The following is a 20,413-nucleotide window of genomic DNA, read 5'->3' on the forward strand; positions in this document are numbered from 1 at the left end:
ATTCATCACATTGTCACTGTTTTTCCCTTAATTATATACTAAAATAGTACATATAATCCTATTTTTTTAAAGAGATGATGATGCGTATGAAACAGTTAGCCTTTTTTATTGACGTAGAAAAATGTATCTTTTGCCACTCCTGTTCTTATGCGTGCAGCAACGAAAACCAAACTACCCATAAAAGACGAAAGGTTCTAACAATTAGTAACGATTCATTTATTGATGAAATTCATTTTTCCATGTCCTGCAACCACTGTGAAACACCTGCATGTATGACCGTATGCAGCCGTAATTGTATCCGTAAACTACGAAATGGCATAGTTCTTCTTGAAGCTCAAGACTGTAACGGATGCGGGAAATGTGTTTCTGTTTGTCCATTTCAAGCAATCACCGTCGATCCCACAAGCAAAAAGGCTGATAAGTGTGACATGTGTTACAGCCGATTACAACAAGGCGAACAGCCAGTATGTGTGGACTCTTGCATTGGAGATGCGATAAAAATTGGCAATATAAATGAGGAGTATCCTAATGAATATCAAACTTCATTAGCACAATACTCAATGAAAACCATTACAAACCCCTCAACTCGCTTAAAATATGAAAGCTCGGAAAAAACAAGGGTTTGGGCAGCCGAACGAGGTGAAAACAATGAGTCCACTAACTTATGAAACATTGATTACCTACAGTCCCTTTTTCCATATGGATATTCTTGGAGGCTGGAACGGCAAAAGGAATAAATGCCAGCATGTCCAGCTAGACAAGATGCCTATTAAAGAGAATAGCTTTATTTTAATCTATCATTCTGATGATACAGTCGCTCGATTAGAAAAGTATCTTAAGGATAAACATTCCACAGGTATTCTCATTTTGTCGGAACATTTTTGTGATCTTCCATCATTTATTACCAAGATGGCCAATGAATGTAAAAAGCCATTATTTTTGCTGAAATATGACAGTGAGATCGATGTGTACAAAAGGATTAAAGACATATTTTATCTCCATGAACTTCATCTTTTATCGTTAATAAAAAATGACCTAACTACATATTGGTTAGAGTTGTTCTATCGGCAAGGAATTGAATCGGTCATCGAACGGTTCAATCTGTTCCTTGGCCAGGAAGTTTTTCTATTCACAAATAAAAAGACGCTTATCCATCCTTTTTCAAACAAGTTTAGTATAAAGGACATAAGGAAGATGAACTGGGTAGATTCTGACCTTGGCGGCGAGAAAGCGAGTTTTTCAATTGTACAGTACGAAAAAGAGGAGTATTTTGCATTTGAAGTTGTTGACCCCGATAAGCAAAGTACAGGCTATCTTGTATTTGAGAAAACCTGCACAGCTAAAGAATTAAACGATGATCTTTTTAAGACGATTGAGCCAACAATGATTACATGGGCAAAACAAATAGAGGTTGCGCGTAAAGTCGATTTAAAATATCACGATCAGTTTCTATTCGATGTTCTTCACAATAATATAGATACAGAAAGCGAGTTATTCGAACTAGGACTATTAAGGGAGATGGAATTTACGCCCAATTCCTTCGTTCTATCGATGAATCTCAACAGCCATCAGAAAATAGTAAAAGACAGCATAATGAATATCCAACATATAATGGTTGAAAGCCATTTGGGTACAGGTAAAATTTATACCACTTATCTTAATCACCGTATAGTCGCAATTGTTTGCCCACCTATTCAGAATACAGAAGTGGCAAAGACTGAAATCAATGAGTGGATTAGCCGCGTGCGTAATCAAATACAGCAGCAATATCCTTCTATTAAAACAGTAATTGGGATTGGGCGGAGTTATTATTCTAATTTGTACCTTTATAAAAGCTTTCAAGAATCGAAAATAGCGCTAGAAATGGAAATGTACGGGCTTGGATCTAATGACGTTATCCATTATGATGATATCGGGTTTGTCCGGCTTCTCTCTTATATTCACAATGATTTGCTAAGAGATTTCGCCCAGCAATATTTAGGAAGATTAGAAGAACATGACAGTGAACAGGGAACAGAATTGGTTCATACTTTATCCATTTATTGCACACAAAACGGGGATATTACTCGCAGTGCTGAAGCCCTATTCATTCATCAAAATACGTTGCGACAGCGACTTAAAAAAATTGAATCTATATTAAATATTAAGTTGGATCAATATAGCGATCTCGTGAACTTAATCTTATCGATAAAAATTTCTCACAATATGAACATTTAAAGCAGTGCGATAGCACTGCTTTTATTTGGTTAAGTAAATAAACTTTTCGTTAAAAACCGTCCCTCTTTTCTTACTCATATGAATATGATTCTCGTAACAAATCTCTTCACATAGCCCGCAGGAAACACATTTATTTGTCGATAAAATCAGCGATTGAGCATCCATAATCAACGCATCTGTCGGACATAAGAAAGCACAGGCGCCGCAGCGAGTACAGCTTTCCTTTACTTCTGGCATCGAAAACGTCATTTCTTTCGATAATTGTGGATCGACTTCAAATGCTTCAAACAATAAAGCTCTTTTATCCGTATGAAAAACGGTGTCATTCACCAATTTATCAACAAAATTATTTTTCATTTCGGTTGCCACTTCTGCCATTTCTTCCAATTCAGTTTGTTTTCGGTAATAACGATTAAATTTTTCAAATGGAGATAAAGTTTGATCGACTTCTAATACTTCCTTCACTGCAATTGTATTGGTTGCTTTTGCCTCTTCAAAAATAGAACTTAGGAACTTGCGACGATGATGGTCGATCAACCCTTCGTCCTTGACTTCATTTATGGAAAAACAAATCGGAAATGTGTGCTGAAGGGTCTTTTCGGCTTCCTCTTTATACCGTAAAAATAATTTTTCTCCGTCACAAAGTTTGCACGTATCACACAATGTTGATTGATAGATTATTTTTAAATTAGGAATCTGTTGTCCCGCACTAATCCAAAACTCAGTCGGTAATACACCTAGACAGGAAACCTGTACCCCGTTCGATTTTTCATTTCCTTTTGCAGATGGTTCGCAAGTAAGATAAACCTCTGCTTCACGATTAGATAACCGTTTTAATCGGTCTAAAATTTGCATAAGAGGAGGGTGGTTCCATTTTAGAGCATTTGTCAGACAAACGGATGTGCACAGTCCGCATTCAAAACACGAAGCTTCAATTTCAATCGAGTCTTGCATGATGTCGATACTGCTTGCTGGACATATATCTACACAAGCAGTGCAACTGCTCGTGACAGCGCGGACTTTTAAGCATTTATTTGCATCCACTTCAATTTTATCTATTTTTTTCAGGAAAACATTAGATAGTTTGCTAATCTGATCAAAAATCAACCGAAACCCTCCTCCCGTATTAAACCATTACAAATGAACGCCTGAGGAATAAAATAACATTCTGCCGAGCAACTCTGACACGATGAAACAAGCAAAGATCAAGCTAACCGTCGAAAGGGAGCTGTTCTTTTTCTTCCAAACTAAATATCCAGCAACAGAAAATGCGGCAACTAAAGCAATCATTTTCACCCAAAATAACGGACTTGAAACGAGCAGTCCGGCTGATTCAACAGCTGCCGGTAGCCCCCCATTTAAGATTGTAAAATTAATCACATTTAATAAAATCGCAAAAGCCGTAACAATCGCTATATAAGGAGAGAAATTAACAAAGCTTTTATCGATAATCGACAACAATAATTGAATAAAAACAGGTCCTAATAGAAAGGCAGTTGCAAAAAATGCTGCCAACGTTGTTCCGTTGTGCCATGCAGGTACAGCTGGAATAATGTAAATCATTGCCGTACTATAGATAGTTACCGTGCCAAGGATTATCGTCACCCAGCCAAACAATCGTTTCTGCTCCTTCGTCTTTGCCATAAAAGCATAAAGGAAAACAAATAACATAAAGGCTGGGAAGAAGACAATTTCCCGTGACAGCCACGAATCACCGAAATTAAGGATAGCCATGTAGGCAGAAAATGGGTGTCCTAGATGAAATACTGAAACGATGACGGCAACGACGGAAACAACCAAAATGGCTATCAAACTAGTAAAGGCAGAACGTTTCGATACTTTTTCTTTGTAAGCATCGAGGAAAAACAAGGCCGCAAAAGCTCCGATTGCCATCTGGGAGAGAAACGTAAATACAACTAGCGTCATACTATTTTCCATTATAATTCACCCCTTACAACACTTGTTGCCACCGGTAAAATAAATCGGGTAGATGAACCAGTTATCGTTGAATCGACAAATCCTTTTACGTCAGAAACCACTTTTGATTCATCGATTTCGTTCAAGTCGACAATTGCGATTGCCTCCATTGGACAGGAAGATACGCAAATAGGATCCTCGCCAACCTCAATGCGGTCATAACACATACTGCATTTATCCATTTTCTTTTTTACAGGATCAAACTGAGGTGCTTTGTACGGGCAAGCAGTTGCACACATTTGGCAGCCGATGCAACGATCTTGATTATGTTTTACAATTCCGTTTTCTAATTTTATATAAGCCCCTGTTGGGCAGGCTTTCGCACAAGCAGGCTCGTCGCAATGATTGCAAGATGTAGACAGATAGCAACGCTTTGCAGCTCCTACTAGCGTCTCGTCTGTTTCGACGACAGTTCTTCGATTAACGCTCGGATGCAAATCGTAAAAGCTCTTACAGGCTACCGTACAAGCATTACAGCCTATACAACGTTCCATATTTATTTGGAATGCCAGTCTTTTCTGTTTCTTTGCCATTTATGAACCCTCCTTACATTTTTTCGATTGTGACAAACTGATCATGGAAAGAAAGCCCAGGTTGGCCCGTTGCACAAGAACCCATATCGGCAGGGATTGCTTTAACCAGGAAGTTCACATTAAAATTCTGATCCTTATACCACGTTTCATAAATGACCACCGTATCTTTCGGTACCGTTTGTGTAACTTTTGCTTTTAGATCAACAAAACCGATATCACTCGACACTTTGACCATTGAACCATCTTTAATGCCCTTCTCTTTTGCCAACGCTGGATGAATTTCTACGAAAGGCTCATTATGAACAGATTGCATCCACTCCAAGTTTTGGAATTGAGAATGAAGTCCATATTTCCAGTGTGGGGTTAATAAGCGAATCGGCCTCTCTTTCGGAATCTCCATCTCCTCTACATATACTGGGAGAGCATGATGTCCGAAGGTAGCACTCTTTTCTGATGAAAATTCATATTTTCCGCTCGGCGTTCTAAACTTTCCATCTGCCCAGGCTGCATCATAACCAGACACTTTAACCGTTCCCTTTTCTAAAATATCTCTCCACGAGTTGAAACCAAATTTTTCAATGAACGAATCGGACATTTCCATCGCTACCCACTCTTCCATCGTACGATCCGTTGGATAGGTACATGAACCAGGCTGCAAAGCATTTAATTTTTTCGAAATTCCCATCGCAATTTCTACATCACATTTTGATTCATATAAAGGGTCGATTGCTTGTTCGTTCACGTTCATCCAGTAATGCCAGTAACTAGCATGAAGCCCCCAAGTCTCAAATATCGAGGTGACAGGGAGAACTAAATCAGATTGATTTACCGTTTCGTTAAACCAAAGGTCAGCTGTTACGATAAAATCAATTGAGTCGAAAGCTTTGTAGGAAACAGCAGCCTCAGGATCTTGGGCAATTGGATTCCGGCACGAAACCCAAAGCATTTCAATCGGTATTTGCTTAGGGTCATTATTAATCGCTAATACTTGAGCAGGGAAGTTATTGATGTTTACCATCCGATCTCCTTCACCACCACTGCCTTCAGGTGGTGTTCCGGCAAGTTGGGCCGCATAGTTGAATCCCCAGCTGTCTAATTGAGCATAGTTCGCACCACCGCCAACGACACCGATATTTCCAGACATAGCTACTAAAGCATCGATGGAACGCACTGCTGCTCCGCCATTTGTATGCCTTTGCATCCCATAACCAATCCAGATAGATGCAGGTTTTGCTGCTGCATATTCCCGAGCTAAACGTTCAATTACTTCAACTGGCACACCGGTTTTCTCTGAAGCCCATTCTAGTGTTACGTTATTGCGGAGGTAATTCAAATACTCTTGGTAGCCGATGGAATTTTCCTGCATCCAACCTAAATCTTGTAAATTGTGATCAAGAATATATTTTGCCATTCCTAAAGCCAAGGCACCGTCTGTTGAAGCCTTAATTTCAATGAATTCATCAGCGTTTGCCGCTGTGTCCGTCAAAATCGGATCAATGACAACGACTTTCGTTCCGTTTTCTTTTGCTTTTTGAATAATACTCATTGAGTGAACAGATGTCCATGCAGGATTGACTCCCCAAAGAATCAAATATTTTGCTTTTACCATCATTTCCGGGTCAGAATTGACAACCGTACCGAAATCGAATGTTTGGGAATCGATTCCTGCTGGCCAACATGGTGTACCTTGGGCCCTTGTCGTATACCCCCAACTCGACATCATTCCTTCGACTCCGTATGATAAAACATTGAAGTTTCCGGAATATTTATTTAAAGCAACCGGTAAGGTGCTGCCGTGTTTTTCTTTTATTTCAAGAATCTTGTTGGCAATCATCTCATAGGCCTCATCCCATGAGATTCGTTCCCATTTACCTGAGCCCCGTTCTGCTTGTTTCATTGGATATTTAATCCGGTCAGGTGAGTACACATAGTTAGGGTATGTGTAACCTTTCACACACAAACGCCCATTTGTGTACGTATTATGTTTATTTCCGGTTACAAATTTGATTGTTCCATCTTCAACCGTTGTAACTAGTGAACAAGTGTCGTAACAGTTTCTTGGACAAGAGTTGAAAACTTGCTTAACATTTCCAGGTGTATTAGCAGCAGCTTTTACCTTTTTGAAGCTAGATGCTGTGCTTCCTACTCCTGCTAAAACACCGAGAGCCGCTGACGCTTTTAAAAAGTTACGTCTAGAAAACTTACTCATCACTTTGACCTCCTTCGAACATTCAGTTGCTTCCTTTCTACTTCCAACAACCCTTCGAGTAGATAAGAAATTCCAATAATACCTTTATTTTCAGTTTTTTCTCGCACTAACTCACAGTGGTTTTCTACCCATTGAAATAAATGCTTTTTCAAAAATTCCTCATACAGGACATAACAGTCTTCATCTTCAACACTATTACTTAACAAGTAACTAACAAATTCCAACTCAAGGGCAAGATGGTCATCAGGATCCGTATTTTTCCTAGTTAAAACTAACCCTGCATTTTCATAAAACCTTCTGACAGCTAATGTTTCACTTTGCATAACTGCTCTTTCTGTATTTCGATAGACCGATTCATATGGTGGTGCTTCCAACCGTTTCGGGCCAACAAATAATCGGTTAAACTCATATTCCATCTCAGCAATGTCGGCATCCTTTAATTCAGAGAGGATTTCGATTCCTTGTTTCATTTTTTCATTCGAAAAGAAGGAAACTTCCTGATTAATTAAACCGACTAATTGTTCCCAAGAAGTATTGCTCAATTTATTTAATTCACCGGCATAGTACTTTTGAACAAACATATAAACGGCCAATTTATGAAGAACTGCTTCCTCAGTCTCAGCTACTTCCTGTTTAGTTATCAATTATTCTTTCACCGCCTTTTGACATTTTCAACTCTTAAAAGTGACTTAAACCATCACTTCCATCCGAATCATCTTCTTCCATTTTCTTCAATATGTCAGCCTGAATTTGAGCTTCTTCCTCTGTTTGTTTAAAAATCTCTTCCAATATCGGATTTGCATCACCTACGTATTCATCATCCAATGAGCCACTGTTAACTAAAGGTTCGTCTAAGACTTCGGAACAACCAGTTAATAAAAGAAAAGTCCCTATTAGGCTAATGGTAAAAGCAGTTATTCTTTTCATAAAAAAGGCCTCCCTTCTTTCTAATTCAAATGTATCAACGGCTGATAAAATACGGGAGTGTAATTTCAAACATAAAAGCTTCACTTCATTGTAGAAAACTACATTCAGTCATAACCGTGCCCTGAAACCCCTGGTACTATTGGTTTTTTCAGTGGACGTAAACATTTAATTTTATTCTGAAAATTCAGTCTTATTAGTTGTTATCGACATATTCCAGACACTTTTAGCTTTTAAAAGAATCGAGACCTTTAAAAGTGAGCAACTGACCTTGGAGGCTGGCCCTTTATATTCATCTGGTACATGCAACGTCTGTCATCCTAATCTTGATAGATGATTTTTAACAGCACAAAAAACCATTCCTACATTTTTTTAGGAATGGGTTTTTTATTTGCTGTTTTCCAAGCCAACGTTAACACTTTTACAACATATAATCAAAAACTCGAGATAAAGTTAATGATCGCAGTTTTCAAATCAGAATTATAGTCACCTTCTACATGAGGATGGAGGAAATAACGGACTTTGCATTGACTTATTCCTTCACTCTTAATAACCTTAAACTGTTTAAGGTGACTAATAAAGTAGCACCCATATCAGCAAAGATGGCGATCCATAGAGTTAACCATCCAGGTACAACTAAAAGCAATGCTAGAGCTTTTACGACGAGAGAGAAGGTAATATTTTGCTTAATTATTCGTAAAGCTCGCCTACTTAATTTGATTGTAAATGGCAAATTACTTAAATCATCTGACATTAAGGCAATATCAGCGGTTTCAAGTGCCGTATCGGTTCCCGCTCCTCCCATTGCCACACCCACGGTTGATGCGGCCAAAGCAGGAGCATCGTTGACACCATCACCGACCATCGCCACCTTGTCATACTGACTACGTAACTCTTTAATAAAAGTTAATTTATCTTCTGGGAGCAAATCGGCTTTAATATCAGAAACACCAATTTCTTTGCCAATCGCAACGGCTGTTCTTTCATTATCTCCTGTAAGCATTACTGTTTTTCGGATGCCAAGTTCATGAAGTTTACGAATGACATCTTTGGATGTTTTTCTCACTTGGTCTGCGACGGCAATTAAACAAAGAATAGCCTCCGCTGTTCCAACAATCATTACCGTTTTCCCTTGCAATTGCAGAGTTGATATTTGCTCATGCACTTTCGAATCCATCTCATTCGGGAGTATTTCGGTAAAAAATTTAGGGCTCCCAACATAGTAAATTTCATTATTTATCTTAGCTTGGATGCCTTTGCCCGTAATTGATTGAAACTCTTCAACACGAAGTTTATGAAAGTCTATTCCTTTTGCTTCTGCTTTTTTCATAATCGCAGAGGCGAGTGGATGCTGAGAACCTTTTTCTAGGGCAGCAGTAATGCTTAATAATTCATCCTCATCACGACCAAATGTGACGATATCTGTTACTGACGGAATTCCTCTTGTTAACGTGCCCGTCTTATCAAAAGCAATCACTTTCAATGATCCGGCTTGTTCTAAATGAATTCCACCTTTAATCAACACCCCATGTTTTGCCGCATTTCCGATTGCGGTTACAACAGAAATCGGAGTCGAAACTACGAGCGCACATGGACAGCCAACCACTAACACGGCTAACCCCTGATATATCCAAGTGCTCCACTCGCCACCAAATAACGGTGGCAACACTGCAATTAAAGCGGCGAAAACAACGATTGCTGGAGTATAATATTGGGCAAATCGATCAACGAACGCTTGAGTAGGAGCACGTTCTGCTTGTGCTTCTTCGACTAGATGGATAATTTTCGCTAATGTCGTATCATCGACTAATTTCGTTACTTTAACTTCTATTAATCCTTCTTCATTTAATGTTCCGGCAAATACTTCATCATTCACTGTTTTCGCCACTGGAACAGATTCTCCAGTGATTGCCGCTTGGTTTAAAGTCGAAGTTCCTTTTACAACAACCCCATCCATCGCTAACTTTTGTCCAGGCTTAACAATCATAATATCGCCGATTTGTATCTCATTTACATTTATGATGAACTCTTGATTTTCCCTTCGAATGAAGGCTTCCTTTGGAGCAATATCCATTAATGATTCAATTGAATGGCGAGCTTTATCCATCGAATAACGCTCCAACGCTTCACTAATCGCAAAAAGGATGACAACTGTTGCTCCTTCGCCCCACTCACCAATGATTGCTGCACCAATTATGGCAATTGTCATCAGTGTGCTCATATCAAACTTCAATCGACTTAAATTGGTAAGGCCTTTCATAAACAATGTGTAGCCGCCAATTAAAATCGCCGCTGCATAGCCCATTGTCGGGATGATATGGCCATCGTCATATTGCATGCTTAGTACCCAACTAATGATTAATAAAAAGGCCGAAACATATACTTTGAGGTTTTCCTTTTGCCGCCAAAATGGACCTCTTTCGATTTTTTGCTCATTTTCACCACGTAATTTTAAGTTTTCAAAGGCTCCTGCTTTTTCCAACTGTTCGACTGATGCATTTCCATAAACCGTAATTTTCGCAGCACCAAAATTTACTTGCGCATCTGTAACACCATCCAGGTGTTTCACATTCTCCTCGAATGTTTTTGCACAGCCTGCTCAAGAAAAACCTTGAACACGATAAGTTTTCGTTGCTGGCTTTTTTAAGCTAGCTTCAGACATTCAGTTTCACCTCTTTCTTATGTGTTAAGGCAATCATCATTAATTGCCGAATATGATCATCGTCAAGCGAATAAAAGGCTAACTTCCCTTCCTTTCGATATTTGACAATTCCTTGTTTATGAAGAGTTCGTAAATGATGTGAAGCAGTTGCAACGGTAGAGCCAATGATATTTGCAACATCACAAACGCATAGCTCATCATCTTGGCATAAAGAGTACGTAATCTTCGCTCGATTTTCATCTGCCAGCGCTTTAAAAATACCCGCTACACTCCCGATATCCTCTTTATGCATTTCACCTTGAATACGTTTAACTTTTGCTTCGTCATAACAATATATTTCACAAGTATCTTTTTGGCTCATTATTTAATCCCCCTTTATTCAAATGTATATTTGAATATATTATATAACTTATGCAACAACCTATTCAAATGATAATTTGAATGTAAAAACTTTTATGCCGACTAGGAGTATTAAGTTCGCTAATTTGCAAATTTAATCCGAGTACTAGCATTAAATCCGTTATACCTTGAAGGTTTTTATTCCGATTTCTAGCAATAAGGACGGTATAAATGTCGTTTTAATCCGAGTACTTGGATTAAGTGGATTTTTCGCGGATTTTTAATGCGAGTACTAGCAATAAATATCGGGAAATAATCCTAGTACTCGTCAAAAGAAGCTAAAATAGGAAAAATAATCATAGTACTTGGATTAAAATAAGTGTTTTAGCTCGATATAATTCTACTACTCGTAATAAAAGTTTGCTTACCAGCATTATCTTTTAAAAAAACTTATTATTTCCCCGATGTTAGCTAACTCGAAGACAATCTAATGTAGATATATTCGGACGGTATTGACTGTCTTGTAATTTCTTACCTTCAGAAACAAACAAATATGTTAAGTCAAAAAAGCAAGTGGAGAAAAACGATTTTGTTTTTCTCCACTTGCTTTCTCTGTTATTAGGCTACTTTCAAAAACCTTAAATCAAACCATTCACCTTGAAACTTTTAAATATTCCGTCTTCTTCTGCTATAGGTGTAATTTCTTTAGCAACTTTTTTTAATTCCTCAGAGGCATTTTCCATTGCAACTCCATATGCAACAGCTTCAAACATTTTTAGATCATTATTTCCATCACCATATGCCATCGTATTCGTTTTATCCTTCTCTAAATATTGAAGAACGAATTGTACAGCAGTTGATTTATTTACATCTTTCACAGCTATTTCTCCACTTTCTGGACCAAACTGCGGAACGGTCGTACGATAGATTTCGAACTTATTTTTAAACTGATTGTCGATTTGTACAAAAGGATGATCTAAAATTAGTTCCTCATTCGTATCTTCTGATTTCGCTAAAATGATATTGTTGTTTAATGCTTCCGCTTCGCTAAATATGAAGATACAATAGCGATACTTACAAAAACAGTAACGACGATTCCGATTATTATCCAGCGATGAGGGTCGGATTTGATAACAATCTCTTCTCCTACAGTCCATTCCGTTCGATGCCCCATGCCATCATCAGCAACAAACGTATGCCCTATCTCTTCATAATAAAAATAGCCGTCTGAATCTAATCTGGCTTGATCAACTTCATTTCCTTCTTGATCATACACGTAAACGACCGTTCTTGTCGAAAAACTACCATCCTCATAAACCACTTGAATGACACCTTCTTCAATGGGGGCGATAAGCATCTTATGAGCATAAACAGTCGTACTACTGATAAATACAAATAATAATAAAAAGACTACGATTTTTTTATTCAATACACTTTCTCCTTTTTAAAAATGAAAGATGAAAGGAACTGTTTTGCTTCTGCCATTGTTTTAGGACGGTATTCTGTTTCTTCGAATAAAGAAAATAGACTAGGTACGGCTAAATTGGCTTGCCTCATAACTTCTTCAATTTCAATGATATCAATCGGTCCATGTGCGACCATTTGCCCTTGATGTAAAATGATACATTCTTGAGCCCAACTATAAGCAATATCGACATCATGTGTCGATAATAAGATCGTATGTCCAGATTCACTTAGTTTATCTAGTAGTTTAATAAAATCTTCCAACGCAACGGAATCTAACCCAGAAAACGGTTCATCAAACAAAATGAATCTAGGTTGCATCGCCAAGACACCTGCAATCGCAACCTTTTTCTTTTGGCCTAAGCTAAGATTATACGGTGGCTTTTCTTTTAAATGCATAATTTCTAATTGAGTTAATGTAGCATCGACAATTTTGATTACTTCTTCTTCTACATAACCTAAATTTCTAGGACCAAATGCAACATCTTCAAAGACAGTTGGTGCAAACAATTGATTATCCGGATTATCAAAGACAAAGCCTACTTGACTTCGAATCTTATTAGCCGTTTTCTTTGTTAGTTCTTCCCCATCAATCATTATTCGCCCTTTATTAGGGAAAAGCAGCCCATTTAAATGCTGAAGTAATGTTGATTTTCCACTCCCATTGCTTCCTAATAATGCGATTTTATTTGATGAAAAGGAGCATGTAATATTCCTTAATGCCTCCGTTTTATCAGGATACATAAAACGAACTTGTTCAATATTTATCATTAAATCAACCACCATTTTTCTATTATTAACAAGACTACAATAACGAAAAGAAATAATCCTGATTTTATGTAGTCTACACTTGTCATCTTCTGTGGCTTCGCTGTTGGAATGACTCCTGAAAAGCCACGTGAAACCATTGCCTGATATGCCCGATCAGACTGATCCACTGAGCGTAAAACAAAACCAGCAATCACACTACTAAACACCTTTAATGATTTTATATTGCTCGTCGGCTTAAAAAATCTAGAAATTAATGCCTTTTGATACGTTAATAAATTAAGATAAAACAATCGAACGTAATGCAGCGATACCATAAAAATGCTAACTAGGACAGCAGGTATTTTCAGATGAGATAAACCGTTTATTAATTGAGGAATCGGTTGACTTAATAAAATAATCAGCATGAGAATACTCGCTGATAATGCTTTTAAATTTAAGTTTATGACAAACTCAACCCTCTCTATATCCAACGAGAGTCCACCCGCTAATAAGATTGGCCCACTCATAAGAAATAGGAAGGGGAGTAGCAGAATAAGTTTTGACAACACAAAACGAAGGCGAAAACCCATCGACAAAATAACGACAATTAAACTAAAAAAGATAAACGCTAATAACATAGGAGTTTTGAGGGAAATAATTGCAAAGGTAGTGAGCAAACAGGTAATTAATTTCGAACGAACTTCCCATTTCAATCCCCATGAATTCGTTGGGATTTTTGAGTCAAACTGCTTTATTTCTTCTACAAATGTCATGCCCATCTTATCATCCCGCCTTTAAACTCTTTCCATCAATGAGCTGTGGTCGTACTTGAATAATCATTTTAATAATAAATGCAGTTAAAATTGCTTCGATAATAATCAGTGGAATATGACCAATGAGTAATAAGGTTACTACTGAAAAAGCCCCATCGTTATAAAAAGAACTAGTAGATAACAGTAATAATATTAATAGCAACACAGCGATGATTACTCCTAGCATCCCTATCACGCCAGATAATAATGTTGCATTGACCCTTTTAGTCTTCTGAAAGTAAGTGAACAGAAGAAAGGCGATTATAGCAGGAATAGAAACTAAAAGTGTATTAGCCCCTAGAGTCGTTAAACCACCATGCTGAAATAACAAAGCTTGTAACAGTAAACTGATAAAAATCGCAATGGAGCTGCGCCATCCCAATAAAATTCCTAATAATCCACAAAGAAGTGGGTGAACTGAGCTTGGGCCGATTGGAATGCTAACTAATGACAGAACAAAAAATGCAGCTGTCATTAAGCTTATTTTAGGAATTTCTTCTTGTTTTACATTTTTAATTGAAAAAACAAGCAATCCACCTGCAATGATTGAAGTCGTTGCAACAACTGGAAAGCTAAGAACACCATCCGACAAATGCATATAAATTCACCCACCACTTTTTCTTTAATTATTAATGACTATGATCGTGATCATGACCTTCATATTCAACTGAATCATTCACAGCAATTTCACTATCTTCTTCAGTTAAAATTTGCATACCAAATTCATCTGGATGATGTTCAGTAAAAATCCGATAACGGCCAGCTTGTGAAATTGTAAAAGTGAAAGTTGATTCTCCCTCTGTATTTAATGCTAATAAATATGTGTACTCATGATGCGCCTCAAACTCTTCACCTACGAGAATGCTATTAAGGTTAGGAGCGTCTTCTTCCATCATATGGGCGGCATGGTGCTCAAGGTCAGTAATATTACTGTTTTCAAGAATAAAAGCAATTAACATACTTTCATCTCCAAGTTCATTTTGGTTGAACTTAAGCGTATAGATTCCCCCTGCTAATTCATAGCTACCAGCCCATTCATAAGGTAGTTCATCATGATGCCCAATGCCTTCAGCATCCTCTTCCAAACCATTATCATCATTGTCTACTTCAATACCACCGGCTTCTTGTTCTTCGATTTTTGCAGCCTCCTCATTAGTTGAAGTACAGGCTACTAAACTCATAAATAATAACGTGACCATTATTCCGAAAAAGATTTTCTTCATAAGGCTTTCCTCCCGATTAAATGTAAAAATAAAAAAACATGCCATTCATTACGAAGGGCATGTTTATAAAACGACACAAAAATTTAAGTTGCGGTCTATTTTGCGCGTTTTATTTCTCACCTCCCCGAAGAAACAAAAACTTTTTGGAAATTAAGGCAGGTCTCCTGACTCGTGCTTCGTTTTACTCTGAGCCTTCCCATATAAGCACCTATAAAGTTACTTATACAGTGGTTCATCTCATTTCATCCACACTTACAGTTGCGGGGACAGTTCTGGACTTTCACCAGATTCCCTATTAAGTCTATTTGACACCCAAACTTCCTAATATTATTAAATTAGTTTACTACTAATAAATTTAAAATTACGACAATTCTTTTAATAGCTTAACTTAAAACATAAAGAGATTCAATTTTATTTTTAAATAATTTTATTAAAAATAAGATTATTAACTAACCTCATAATGGATTTTTTCATATCATCAGTGGTTTTATTTGTTCAATTTTGTTAAAGATGAGCCATTTAATTTGTTTACCTTCACTATAGTTGGAAATTTTTCACGCGTTAGTTTTGGAACAAATAATGATAAAAAGAAAGAACGAGATAAACTAAATACGACAAATGCTAACCATAATCCATGATTTTGATATTGAGGTAAAAACAACCAAAGCACAGTTAAAAAAACAATTAATGCTAATGCAATGGAGTTCCTAATTGATTTTGCTTCAGTAGCTCCAGAAAATATCCCTTCTAGCTGTAAACCCCAAAAACCAAGGATTGGAAATATGAGCATCCATACTAGGAAGTCTTCTGACACCGCTTTTACTTCTGGCATATTCGTAAATAAAGCAATGATACTTTCGCCAAAAATAAATACGCTTAAACTCAAAAGAATTGCCGAAGCGAACCCCCACTGAGCGGAAAGAGTAAACGCACGCTTATAAAGAAACAAATTTGCTCCACCTATAGCTCTGCCAACCAAAATACTAGAAGCATTCGCAAATCCACCAAATAAATAAGCGATTATATAGTGAATTTGTAGCAAGATGGTATTGGCTGCTAACGTAACTTCACCCATACTTGCACCTATAGAAGTAAAGATTACTGTCATAATAAGCAAACATACAGTCCTCATGAAAAAGTAGCCATTCATTTTCATCATCTTTAAGATCGGTTCTTTTTCTAGCACCATTGACAACTTTATATTGGCTAGCGTCTCTCTATTAGTTATATATAGAAGCCATGCCCCTAATACAACAGCACTAACCTCAGCTATAAGAGTTGCATAAGCGACGCCCTTAACTCCCATTCCTAATCCTAAAACAAAAACAAAGTCTAATATAATATTTAAAACATTCATCCAAATTTGAGTAGCCAAAGCTAAGCGAACCTTTCCCGATCCAATAAGCCAACCAATAATGACATAGCTTAGTAAAATAAACGGCGCTCCCCAAATTCGAATAGAAAAATAACTAGAAGCAAAGGATGATACCGCCTCACTTCCTCCAATTAATGATAGGGCAATGGTTAAAATGGGACCCTGTAAAATGATAAAAATCAAGCCAAACAAGATTGCTAATATCATAGGCCTTAGAAAGGATAGAATGATTTCATTTTGATTATTTGCTCCTTCTGCCTGAGCAGTAAATCCACTTGTACTTACTCGCAGGAATCCAAGAAGCCAGTACATCGTATTAAAGATAACGGCCCCAACAGCAACTCCACCAATTGAAGCCGGGTCAGGAATCCTTCCAACTACCGCTGTATCAACAGCACCTAAAATAGGTGTGGAAATGCCTGATATAATAAGTGGAATAGCCAACAAAAAATACTCCCTATGGCTGAAGAATCCATGGCTAGTTAAGGCTCTTAAGTTTGTTGCCAATTTCATTCATTCCTCCTGCTAATACAGCATTTAATCGATTGAAGTTGCTCGGATTAGAGCTTTTGTATAAGGATGGCGTTCCTTATGATAAATATCTTCTATTCTGAACTCATCAACGATTAAACCGCTGTTCATTACAATCATTCGCTCACATAAATACGCAACAGCTCTTAAATCGTGTGAAATGAATAGAATTGTCATATTCGTTTTCTTTTGAAGTTCCTTAAGCAGTTGCAGGATTTGAACTTGAACAGTTACATCTAAGCTAGCAGTGGGTTCATCACAAATTAAAAGTGAAGGTTCAAGGCTTATAGCTCTAGCAATACTAATCCGCTGTTTTTGCCCTCCGCTTAATTCATGAGGATAACGATTTATCATATTTTTTTCTAATCCAACGATTTCTAAAAGCTGCTCAGCCTTTTCCATTTTCGTAAGACCCTGTTTTAGAAAAGATGGGGAAACTTCTTTATAATTATCTAATGGTTCTAGTAAGCTTTTCCAAATTGGTAATTTTGGATTTAATGTACTTGTTGAATCTTGAAAGATCATTTGGACACACTTACGATATTCACGTAACAAAGTACGATTTTTTGGAGCAATTGTCCGCCCATTATAAGTGATAGAACCTTCTTTATAAGATTCCAATCCCATAAGGATACGGGCTAACGTGCTCTTTCCACTTCCACTTTCTCCAACGATGCCAACACATTCTCCTTCTGGAACCGAGAATGAAATATGTTGTAATGCTTGAATCCCCTGCCTGTACTGTTTTGAAAGTCCTTCGATGGTTAAACTCATACTGAATGCACTCTTTTCTGTTGGAATGACTCAGCTTCTGGGAGAGATAGTAAGCAAGAACAAAGTTTTTTTGTATAAGGATGTTTATGATGGCAACGGATTTGTTCAGGCAATCCGTCTTCGACGATTTCACCTTGATTCATAACGTACAAATGATCTGCCCTTTTATAGGCTAACGCTAAATCATGTGTAATAAGTAAGACAGAGCAGCCGATATATTGTCTTATATGTTCAACGTAATCTAAAACCCTCTCACTGCTCATTACATCTAAGGCTGTCGTCATTTCATCACAGATGATTAAGTCTGGTTTTAAAGCTAAAGACATAGCAATGGCTGCACGCTGAACTTGTCCACCACTGAGTTGAAACGAATAACTATTGTATACTCGTCTTGATTCCAACCCCATTTCCTCCAAAACCGTAAGAGCGATGTTTTTCGCCTCGTTTCTTGGCATCTTATCATGTGTTCGAATCGTTTCGATCATCTGATTTCCAATTTTAATAAACGGAGTAAAGCTACCTCTATAATCTTGGAAAATCATACTTATCCCAGAACCAAGTATATGTCGGTGCTCCCTAGGAGTTATCGTTAGCAGATCCGTACCTTTATATAAAATCTTTCCACTAACTTTCATATTAGGGTGAAGAAGCCTCATGACAGCCCTTGCGGTTAGACTTTTTCCACTTCCACTTTCCCCAATAAGACCAACAATCTCCCCTTTTTCAATCTCTAAATTAACATTGCTAACTAAAATCTTTCCATCTGATTGATTAGTGATCCACAAATCTTGTATAGAAATTAAAGAATTTCCCACTTTTATCCCCTCCTCTTGTGAATATCAAAATAGTTATTCAACCCATCACCTAACAGGTTAAAGCATAGGACTGTTAACATGATCGCAAGACCTGGGTAAATCATAAGGGAAGGTACGACTTGAAAGTAAGTACGTCCTTCATTTAACATGGCTCCCCATTCAGGTATAGGTGGCTGTGCTCCAAGACCAATATAGGAAAATGCAGAAATAAGTAAAATGACCTTTCCCACATCAATTGCAGCCATAACAATAACATCTGGTAACACTTGTGGAAGTAAATGAAGCCTTATTGTTTTGATGGTACTAGAAAAAGAGACCTTGGAAACTAGTATATATTCCTTTTCTTTCTCCGCAAGTACCAACCCACGAACCACTCGTGCATATACAATCCATCTCACTAATACGATTGCAATAATTAAATTTGTTAAGTTAGGACCAAGTATACCAGCGATGGCTATAGCAAGAATGAAATCCGGGAATGATAAGATTCCGTCTACAATTCGCATCAAGAAGGCATCTACTCTTCCGCCTATATAGCCCGAAAAAAGACCTATGGGTACACCGACCATTACCGCTACCATAATGGCGATAACACCGAGACCGATGGTTAATTTCGCACCGTATACAATTCTAGAAAGGACATCCCGACCTAATTGATCGGTGCCAAGCCAATGTTCAAAAGAGGCCCCTTGTAACCTATTACTCATATTTATTTGAAAAGGATCGTGTGGAACAAACATTCCACCAAGAATAGCAACACTCGCTAGTAATATTGCAAGGAAAATACCTACACTCATAGTAGGATCACGAAGAAGTTTAACAGTTTGATTTTTCATTATATTTGGTTCCATCAAACAGACTCCTTCCCTTGATTTATTTGAGGATTAACGACTAAGTATAATAAATCGACGATTAAATTGGTAATGACGACTAAAAAACCTACGATGAGGATATAACCTTGTATAACTGGATAATCACGTTGTTTTACTGAGTTCACAATAAGCTCTCCCATCCCGGGCCATGAAAAGAGTATTTCAATTACTGTAATTCCCCCTAAGAGGCTTCCAACACTTAAGCCAAACATAGTAATTAACGGGATTAAACTCCCTCTTAAGGCGTGAAAGAATAGGATGCGTTCTTTCCTTAATCCCCTTGCCCTAGCTGCCTCAATATATGAACTTTGTAATGTAGAGATAAGACGCTCCCGTAATAGACGAATATACATCGGTGCCATGGCAACACCTAATGTGATTGAGGGTAATACAAAATGGGCTAACGTCCCCTTCCCCATAACAGGTAAAAGATTTAGCTTTAAAGAAAAGAAGTAGATTAACAGCATTCCCAACCAAAAACTAGGAATGGAAGCACCTAACATTGCCAACCATCTGCTAATCAAATCAGGCCAACGACCTTGATAAACAGCACCAAGGGTTCCAAATGGAATCGAAATGAAAAATAGTACTACCATGCCTCCTAGCGCTAGGGAAATAGTCGCTGGCAATCTACTAAGAATCATTTCCATAACTGGGCGTTTAGAAATAATAGATTCACCTAAATCAAAACGCATCACATCCCTAACCCAATGACCATATTGAACGAGAATCGGTTGATCAAACCCATACTCCTTCTTTAGTTTTTCCTCATCAACTTTTGTTGCAATAACATCATCTACTTTTAGCAACTCCCGAATTGGATCACCTGGTGTGACTTTCATTAATACAAAAGTTAAAAAAGAAAGAACTGAAACCATGATGAATAATTGTAAAAGTCTTGAAGCTACAATTGATAAAATTTTTCTCATTCCCTGA

General features: G+C 37.6%; 21 protein-coding genes and 1 riboswitch. Of the genes, 2 read left to right on the top strand and 19 right to left on the bottom strand.

Features of this window, described 5'->3' with window-relative positions:
* Nucleotides 1-86 precede the first annotated feature (86 nt).
* Together GNT69_RS23835 and GNT69_RS23840 are read left to right on the top strand one after the other, a co-directional pair.
* The gene (locus GNT69_RS23835; protein ID WP_203557487.1) at nucleotides 87-668 is read left to right on the top strand and encodes a 4Fe-4S dicluster domain-containing protein; all 582 of its coding nucleotides are present in this window, start codon (nucleotides 87-89) and stop codon (nucleotides 666-668) included.
* A complete protein-coding gene (locus GNT69_RS23840; RefSeq protein ID WP_203557488.1) occupies nucleotides 649-2,217 on the top strand; it encodes a PucR family transcriptional regulator in 1,569 nt (522 codons plus the stop codon). The genes GNT69_RS23835 and GNT69_RS23840 overlap by 20 nt, the downstream gene beginning before the upstream one ends.
* Nucleotides 2,218-2,238: 21 nt before the next feature.
* On the opposite strand, the gene GNT69_RS23845 is transcribed toward GNT69_RS23840, so the two are convergent.
* From GNT69_RS23845 to nikB, 19 genes are all read right to left on the bottom strand, one after another.
* Nucleotides 2,239-3,324: a 4Fe-4S binding protein gene (locus GNT69_RS23845; protein WP_203557489.1), complete on the bottom strand. Its 1,086-nt coding sequence runs from the start codon at nucleotides 3,322-3,324 to the stop codon at nucleotides 2,239-2,241.
* Between the two features lie 27 nt (nucleotides 3,325-3,351).
* On the bottom strand, nucleotides 3,352-4,155 hold the full coding sequence (locus GNT69_RS23850; protein ID WP_203557490.1) for a dimethyl sulfoxide reductase anchor subunit family protein: 804 nt from the start codon (nucleotides 4,153-4,155) through the stop codon (nucleotides 3,352-3,354).
* A complete protein-coding gene (locus tag GNT69_RS23855) occupies nucleotides 4,155-4,727 on the bottom strand; it encodes a 4Fe-4S dicluster domain-containing protein (protein ID WP_203557491.1) in 573 nt (190 codons plus the stop codon). Before GNT69_RS23855 ends, GNT69_RS23850 begins: the two co-directional genes overlap by 1 nt.
* A gap of 13 nt (nucleotides 4,728-4,740) precedes the next feature.
* Entirely contained in the window at nucleotides 4,741-6,936 is a 2,196-nt protein-coding gene (locus GNT69_RS23860; protein ID WP_203557492.1) for a molybdopterin-dependent oxidoreductase, read from the bottom strand.
* Nucleotides 6,936-7,580: a TorD/DmsD family molecular chaperone gene (locus GNT69_RS23865; protein ID WP_203557493.1), complete on the bottom strand. Its 645-nt coding sequence runs from the start codon at nucleotides 7,578-7,580 to the stop codon at nucleotides 6,936-6,938. Before GNT69_RS23865 ends, GNT69_RS23860 begins: the two co-directional genes overlap by 1 nt.
* A 34-nt stretch (nucleotides 7,581-7,614) precedes the next feature.
* Complete coding sequence (locus GNT69_RS23870) at nucleotides 7,615-7,863, bottom strand: hypothetical protein (protein ID WP_203557494.1); 249 nt, start codon at nucleotides 7,861-7,863, stop codon at nucleotides 7,615-7,617.
* A gap of 529 nt (nucleotides 7,864-8,392) precedes the next feature.
* On the bottom strand, nucleotides 8,393-10,522 hold the full coding sequence (locus tag GNT69_RS23875; RefSeq protein ID WP_203557495.1) for a heavy metal translocating P-type ATPase: 2,130 nt from the start codon (nucleotides 10,520-10,522) through the stop codon (nucleotides 8,393-8,395).
* Nucleotides 10,515-10,883 (bottom strand): ArsR/SmtB family transcription factor, encoded by a 369-nt coding sequence (locus tag GNT69_RS23880; RefSeq protein WP_203557496.1) that lies wholly within the window; start codon nucleotides 10,881-10,883, stop codon nucleotides 10,515-10,517. Before GNT69_RS23880 ends, GNT69_RS23875 begins: the two co-directional genes overlap by 8 nt.
* Before the next feature lie 616 nt (nucleotides 10,884-11,499).
* The gene (locus GNT69_RS25770; RefSeq protein ID WP_343206557.1) at nucleotides 11,500-11,988 is read right to left on the bottom strand and encodes an HAD family hydrolase; all 489 of its coding nucleotides are present in this window, start codon (nucleotides 11,986-11,988) and stop codon (nucleotides 11,500-11,502) included.
* Nucleotides 11,892-12,290, bottom strand: a complete 399-nt coding sequence (locus tag GNT69_RS23890) for a hypothetical protein (RefSeq protein WP_203557497.1) — start codon at nucleotides 12,288-12,290, stop codon at nucleotides 11,892-11,894. The genes GNT69_RS25770 and GNT69_RS23890 overlap by 97 nt, the downstream gene beginning before the upstream one ends.
* Nucleotides 12,287-13,096 (bottom strand): energy-coupling factor ABC transporter ATP-binding protein, encoded by an 810-nt coding sequence (locus GNT69_RS23895; protein WP_203557498.1) that lies wholly within the window; start codon nucleotides 13,094-13,096, stop codon nucleotides 12,287-12,289. The genes GNT69_RS23890 and GNT69_RS23895 overlap by 4 nt, the downstream gene beginning before the upstream one ends.
* A complete protein-coding gene (locus GNT69_RS23900; protein ID WP_203557499.1) occupies nucleotides 13,096-13,854 on the bottom strand; it encodes an energy-coupling factor transporter transmembrane component T family protein in 759 nt (252 codons plus the stop codon). Before GNT69_RS23900 ends, GNT69_RS23895 begins: the two co-directional genes overlap by 1 nt.
* A 4-nt stretch (nucleotides 13,855-13,858) precedes the next feature.
* Nucleotides 13,859-14,485: a CbiM family transporter gene (locus GNT69_RS23905; RefSeq protein ID WP_203557500.1), complete on the bottom strand. Its 627-nt coding sequence runs from the start codon at nucleotides 14,483-14,485 to the stop codon at nucleotides 13,859-13,861.
* Nucleotides 14,486-14,516: 31 nt separating this feature from the next.
* Nucleotides 14,517-15,110: a hypothetical protein gene (locus GNT69_RS23910; protein WP_203557501.1), complete on the bottom strand. Its 594-nt coding sequence runs from the start codon at nucleotides 15,108-15,110 to the stop codon at nucleotides 14,517-14,519.
* Between the two features lie 137 nt (nucleotides 15,111-15,247).
* Nucleotides 15,248-15,441: riboswitch (cobalamin riboswitch) on the bottom strand.
* Between the two features lie 156 nt (nucleotides 15,442-15,597).
* Complete coding sequence (locus tag GNT69_RS23915) at nucleotides 15,598-16,998, bottom strand: MATE family efflux transporter (protein ID WP_203557502.1); 1,401 nt, start codon at nucleotides 16,996-16,998, stop codon at nucleotides 15,598-15,600.
* 24 nt (nucleotides 16,999-17,022) lie between these two features.
* Nucleotides 17,023-17,790: an ABC transporter ATP-binding protein gene (locus tag GNT69_RS23920; RefSeq protein ID WP_203557503.1), complete on the bottom strand. Its 768-nt coding sequence runs from the start codon at nucleotides 17,788-17,790 to the stop codon at nucleotides 17,023-17,025.
* Nucleotides 17,787-18,605 (bottom strand): ATP-binding cassette domain-containing protein, encoded by an 819-nt coding sequence (locus tag GNT69_RS23925; RefSeq protein WP_203557504.1) that lies wholly within the window; start codon nucleotides 18,603-18,605, stop codon nucleotides 17,787-17,789. The genes GNT69_RS23920 and GNT69_RS23925 overlap by 4 nt, the downstream gene beginning before the upstream one ends.
* Nucleotides 18,606-18,607: 2 nt before the next feature.
* Complete coding sequence (gene nikC, locus GNT69_RS23930; RefSeq protein ID WP_203557505.1) at nucleotides 18,608-19,456, bottom strand: nickel transporter permease; 849 nt, start codon at nucleotides 19,454-19,456, stop codon at nucleotides 18,608-18,610.
* A complete protein-coding gene (gene nikB / locus GNT69_RS23935) occupies nucleotides 19,456-20,406 on the bottom strand; it encodes a nickel ABC transporter permease (protein WP_203557506.1) in 951 nt (316 codons plus the stop codon). The genes nikC and nikB overlap by 1 nt, the downstream gene beginning before the upstream one ends.
* Nucleotides 20,407-20,413: the final 7 nt, after the last annotated feature.

The sequence above is a fragment of the Bacillus sp. B15-48 genome, from assembly GCF_016879755.1.
In the GTDB taxonomy this organism is placed as follows: Bacteria; Bacillota; Bacilli; order Bacillales; family Cytobacillaceae; genus Mesobacillus_B.

Excerpts from the sequence above, each read along its gene's own strand:
- GNT69_RS23835 (WP_203557487.1), top strand. The coding sequence starts at position 87 with ATGAAACAGTTAGCCTTTTTTATTGACGTAGAAAAATGTATCTTTTGC.
- GNT69_RS23840 (WP_203557488.1), top strand. The coding sequence starts at position 649 with ATGAGTCCACTAACTTATGAAACATTGATTACCTACAGTCCCTTTTTC.
- GNT69_RS23850 (WP_203557490.1), bottom strand. The coding sequence starts at position 4,155 with ATGGAAAATAGTATGACGCTAGTTGTATTTACGTTTCTCTCCCAGATG.
- GNT69_RS23855 (WP_203557491.1), bottom strand. The coding sequence starts at position 4,727 with ATGGCAAAGAAACAGAAAAGACTGGCATTCCAAATAAATATGGAACGT.
- GNT69_RS23860 (WP_203557492.1), bottom strand. The coding sequence starts at position 6,936 with ATGAGTAAGTTTTCTAGACGTAACTTTTTAAAAGCGTCAGCGGCTCTC.
- GNT69_RS23870 (WP_203557494.1), bottom strand. The coding sequence starts at position 7,863 with ATGAAAAGAATAACTGCTTTTACCATTAGCCTAATAGGGACTTTTCTT.
- GNT69_RS23880 (WP_203557496.1), bottom strand. The coding sequence starts at position 10,883 with ATGAGCCAAAAAGATACTTGTGAAATATATTGTTATGACGAAGCAAAA.
- GNT69_RS23895 (WP_203557498.1), bottom strand. The coding sequence starts at position 13,096 with ATGATAAATATTGAACAAGTTCGTTTTATGTATCCTGATAAAACGGAG.
- GNT69_RS23900 (WP_203557499.1), bottom strand. The coding sequence starts at position 13,854 with ATGGGCATGACATTTGTAGAAGAAATAAAGCAGTTTGACTCAAAAATC.
- GNT69_RS23905 (WP_203557500.1), bottom strand. The coding sequence starts at position 14,485 with ATGCATTTGTCGGATGGTGTTCTTAGCTTTCCAGTTGTTGCAACGACT.
- GNT69_RS23910 (WP_203557501.1), bottom strand. The coding sequence starts at position 15,110 with ATGAAGAAAATCTTTTTCGGAATAATGGTCACGTTATTATTTATGAGT.
- GNT69_RS23915 (WP_203557502.1), bottom strand. The coding sequence starts at position 16,998 with ATGAAATTGGCAACAAACTTAAGAGCCTTAACTAGCCATGGATTCTTC.
- GNT69_RS23920 (WP_203557503.1), bottom strand. The coding sequence starts at position 17,790 with ATGAGTTTAACCATCGAAGGACTTTCAAAACAGTACAGGCAGGGGATT.
- nikC (WP_203557505.1), bottom strand. The coding sequence starts at position 19,456 with ATGGAACCAAATATAATGAAAAATCAAACTGTTAAACTTCTTCGTGAT.
- nikB (WP_203557506.1), bottom strand. The coding sequence starts at position 20,406 with ATGAGAAAAATTTTATCAATTGTAGCTTCAAGACTTTTACAATTATTC.